The organism is Kitasatospora papulosa (assembly GCF_000717245.1).
GTDB lineage: Bacteria > Actinomycetota > Actinomycetes > Streptomycetales > Streptomycetaceae > Streptomyces > Streptomyces papulosus.
Window position 1 is genome coordinate 1 of the sequence record NZ_JNYQ01000044.1, and the last position, 3513, is coordinate 3513.

Below are 3513 nucleotides of genomic sequence, written 5' to 3' on the forward strand. Positions count from 1 at the left end.
TCTCTGCGCGACGTTCGCGGCGGCGTGTTTGTGCATCCATCTGGATTCTCCTGTCAGTTAGCTTTGGTGGTGTGTGGCAGTTGTAGTCCTGAACGAAAACCCCCCGCGATTGGCACATTGGCAGCTAATCCGGAATCGCACTTACGGCCAATGCTTCGTTTCGTATCACACACCCCAAAGCCTTCTGCTTTGAATGCTGCCCTTCTTCAGGGCTTAATTTTTAAGAGCGTCACCTTCATGGTGGTCAGTGCGTCCTGCTGATGTGCTCAGTATCACCGCCAGTGGTATTTATGTCAACACCGCCAGAGATAATTTATCACCGCAGATGGTTATCTGTATGTTTTTTATATGAATTTATTTTTTGCAGGGGGGCATTGTTTGGTAGGTGAGAGATCTGAATTGCTATGTTTAGTGAGTTGTATCTATTTATTTTTCAATAAATACAATTGGTTATGTGTTTTGGGGGCGATCGTGAGGCAAAGAAAACCCGGCGCTGAGGCCGGGTTATTCTTGTTCTCTGGTCAAATTATATAGTTGGAAAACAAGGATGCATATATGAATGAACGATGCAGAGGCAATGCCGATGGCGATAGTGGGTATCATGTAGCCGCTTATGCTGGAAAGAAGCAATAACCCGCAGAAAAACAAAGCTCCAAGCTCAACAAAACTAAGGGCATAGACAATAACTACCGATGTCATATACCCATACTCTCTAATCTTGGCCAGTCGGCGCGTTCTGCTTCCGATTAGAAACGTCAAGGCAGCAATCAGGATTGCAATCATGGTTCCTGCATATGATGACAATGTCGCCCCAAGACCATCTCTATGAGCTGAAAAAGAAACACCAGGAATGTAGTGGCGGAAAAGGAGATAGCAAATGCTTACGATAACGTAAGGAATTATTACTATGTAAACACCAGGCATGATTCTGTTCCGCATAATTACTCCTGATAATTAATCCTTAACTTTGCCCACCTGCCTTTTAAAACATTCCAGTATATCACTTTTCATTCTTGCGTAGCAATATGCCATCTCTTCAGCTATCTCAGCATTGGTGACCTTGTTCAGAGGCGCTGAGAGATGGCCTTTTTCTGATAGATAATGTTCTGTTAAAATATCTCCGGCCTCATCTTTTGCCCGCAGGCTAATGTCTGAAAATTGAGGTGACGGGTTAAAAATAATATCCTTGGCAACCTTTTTTATATCCCTTTTAAATTTTGGCTTAATGACTATATCCAATGAGTCAAAAAGCTCCCCTTCAATATCTGTTGCCCCTAAGACCTTTAATATATCGCCAAATACAGGTAGCTTGGCTTCTACCTTCACCGTTGTTCGGCCGATGAAATGCATATGCATAACATCGTCTTTGGTGGTTCCCCTCATCAGTGGCTCTATCTGAACGCGCTCTCCACTGCTTAATGACATTCCTTTCCCGATTAAAAAATCTGTCAGATCGGATGTGGTCGGCCCGAAAACAGTTCTGGCAAAACCAATGGTGTCGCCTTCAACAAACAAAAAAGATGGGAATCCCAATGATTCGTCATCTGCGAGGCTGTTCTTAATATCTTCAACTGAAGCTTTAGAGCGATTTATCTTCTGAACCAGACTCTTGTCATTTGTTTTGGTAAAGAGAAAAGTTTTTCCATCGATTTTATGAATATACAAATAATTGGAGCCAACCTGCAGGTGATGATTATCAGCCAGCAGAGAATTAAGGAAAACAGACAGGTTTATTGAGCGCTTATCTTTCCCTTTATTTTTGCTGCGGTAAGTCGCATAAAAACCATTCTTCATAATTCAATCCATTTACTATGTTATGTTCTGAGGGGAGTGAAAATTCCCCTAATTCGATGAAGATTCTTGCTCAATTGTTATCAGCTATGCGCCGACCAGAACACCTTGCCGATCAGCCAAACGTCTCTTCAGGCCACTGACTAGCGATAACTTTCCCCACAACGGAACAACTCTCATTGCATGGGATCATTGGGTACTGTGGGTTTAGTGGTTGTAAAAACACCTGACCGCTATCCCTGATCAGTTTCTTGAAGGTAAACTCATCACCCCCAAGTCTGGCTATGCAGAAATCACCTGGCTCAACAGCCTGCTCAGGGTCAACGAGAATTAACATTCCGTCAGGAAAGCTTGGCTTGGAGCCTGTTGGTGCGGTCATGGAATTACCTTCAACCTCAAGCCAGAATGCAGAATCACTGGCTTTTTTGGTTGTGCTTACCCATCTCTCCGCATCACCTTTGGTAAAGGTTCTAAGCTTAGGTGAGAACATCCCTGCCTGAACATGAGAAAAAACAGGGTACTCATACTCACTTCTAAGTGACGGCTGCATACTAACCGCTTCATACATCTCGTAGATTTCTCTGGCGATTGAAGGGCTAAATTCTTCAACGCTAACTTTGAGAATTTTTGTAAGCAATGCGGCGTTATAAGCATTTAATGCATTGATGCCATTAAATAAAGCACCAACGCCTGACTGCCCCATCCCCATCTTGTCTGCGACAGATTCCTGGGATAAGCCAAGTTCATTTTTCTTTTTTTCATAAATTGCTTTAAGGCGACGTGCGTCCTCAAGCTGCTCTTGTGTTAATGGTTTCTTTTTTGTGCTCATACGTTAAATCTATCACCGCAAGGGATAAATATCTAACACCGTGCGTGTTGACTATTTTACCTCTGGCGGTGATAATGGTTGCATGTACTAAGGAGGTTGTATGGAACAACGCATAACCCTGAAAGATTATGCAATGCGCTTTGGGCAAACCAAGACAGCTAAAGATCTCGGCGTATATCAAAGCGCGATCAACAAGGCCATTCATGCAGGCCGAAAGATTTTTTTAACTATAAACGCTGATGGAAGCGTTTATGCGGAAGAGGTAAAGCCCTTCCCGAGTAACAAAAAAACAACAGCATAAATAACCCCGCTCTTACACATTCCAGCCCTGAAAAAGGGCATCAAATTAAACCACACCTATGGTGTATGCATTTATTTGCATACATTCAATCAATTGTTATCTAAGGAAATACTTACATATGGTTCGTGCAAACAAACGCAACGAGGCTCTACGAATCGAGAGTGCGTTGCTTAACAAAATCGCAATGCTTGGAACTGAGAAGACAGCGGAAGCTGTGGGCGTTGATAAGTCGCAGATCAGCAGGTGGAAGAGGGACTGGATTCCAAAGTTCTCAATGCTGCTTGCTGTTCTTGAATGGGGGGTCGTTGACGACGACATGGCTCGATTGGCGCGACAAGTTGCTGCGATTCTCACCAATAAAAAACGCCCGGCGGCAACCGAGCGTTCTGAACAAATCCAGATGGAGTTCTGAGGTCATTACTGGATCTATCAACAGGAGTCATTATGACAAATACAGCAAAAATACTCAACTTCGGCAGAGGTAACTTTGCCGGACAGGAGCGTAATGTGGCAGATCTCGATGATGGTTACGCCAGACTATCAAATATGCTGCTTGAGGCTTATTCGGGCGCAGATCTGACCAAGCGACAGT

The 3513-nt window shown here is 43.7% G+C and carries 6 protein-coding genes; 3 read left to right on the plus strand and 3 right to left on the minus strand.

Going from position 1 to position 3513, the window contains the following annotated elements; translation table 11 throughout:
- A partial coding sequence (locus IA22_RS37390; protein WP_209443754.1) for a hypothetical protein occupies nucleotides 1-261 on the plus strand: 261 nt, incomplete at its 5' end.
- 243 nt (nucleotides 262-504) lie between these two features.
- On the opposite strand, the gene IA22_RS36045 is transcribed toward IA22_RS37390, so the two are convergent.
- The 3 genes from IA22_RS36045 to IA22_RS36055 form a co-directional block, all read right to left on the minus strand.
- Nucleotides 505-924, minus strand: a complete 420-nt coding sequence (locus IA22_RS36045; RefSeq protein ID WP_002969635.1) for a protein rexB — start codon at nucleotides 922-924, stop codon at nucleotides 505-507.
- Nucleotides 925-954: 30 nt separating this feature from the next.
- Entirely contained in the window at nucleotides 955-1794 is an 840-nt protein-coding gene (locus IA22_RS36050; RefSeq protein WP_000788349.1) for a protein rexA, read from the minus strand.
- A gap of 112 nt (nucleotides 1795-1906) precedes the next feature.
- Nucleotides 1907-2620, minus strand: a complete 714-nt coding sequence (locus IA22_RS36055; protein WP_000104864.1) for a LexA family protein — start codon at nucleotides 2618-2620, stop codon at nucleotides 1907-1909.
- Between the two features lie 100 nt (nucleotides 2621-2720).
- Between IA22_RS36055 and IA22_RS36060 the strand changes: the two genes are divergently transcribed.
- Entirely contained in the window at nucleotides 2721-2921 is a 201-nt protein-coding gene (locus IA22_RS36060; RefSeq protein ID WP_000437875.1) for a Cro/CI family transcriptional regulator, read from the plus strand.
- A 118-nt stretch (nucleotides 2922-3039) separates the two neighbouring features.
- Nucleotides 3040-3333, plus strand: a complete 294-nt coding sequence (locus IA22_RS36065) for a CII family transcriptional regulator (RefSeq protein ID WP_000251069.1) — start codon at nucleotides 3040-3042, stop codon at nucleotides 3331-3333.
- The last annotated feature ends 180 nt before the right edge of the window (nucleotides 3334-3513 follow it).

What these genes read in the sequence shown, in the direction of transcription:
- IA22_RS36050 (WP_000788349.1), bottom strand. Translation starts at nt 1,794, where the DNA reads ATGAAGAATGGTTTTTATGCGACTTACCGCAGCAAAAATAAAGGGAAA.
- IA22_RS36045 (WP_002969635.1), bottom strand. Translation starts at nt 924, where the DNA reads ATGCCTGGTGTTTACATAGTAATAATTCCTTACGTTATCGTAAGCATT.
- IA22_RS36065 (WP_000251069.1), top strand. Translation starts at nt 3,040, where the DNA reads ATGGTTCGTGCAAACAAACGCAACGAGGCTCTACGAATCGAGAGTGCG.
- IA22_RS36055 (WP_000104864.1), bottom strand. Translation starts at nt 2,620, where the DNA reads ATGAGCACAAAAAAGAAACCATTAACACAAGAGCAGCTTGAGGACGCA.
- IA22_RS36060 (WP_000437875.1), top strand. Translation starts at nt 2,721, where the DNA reads ATGGAACAACGCATAACCCTGAAAGATTATGCAATGCGCTTTGGGCAA.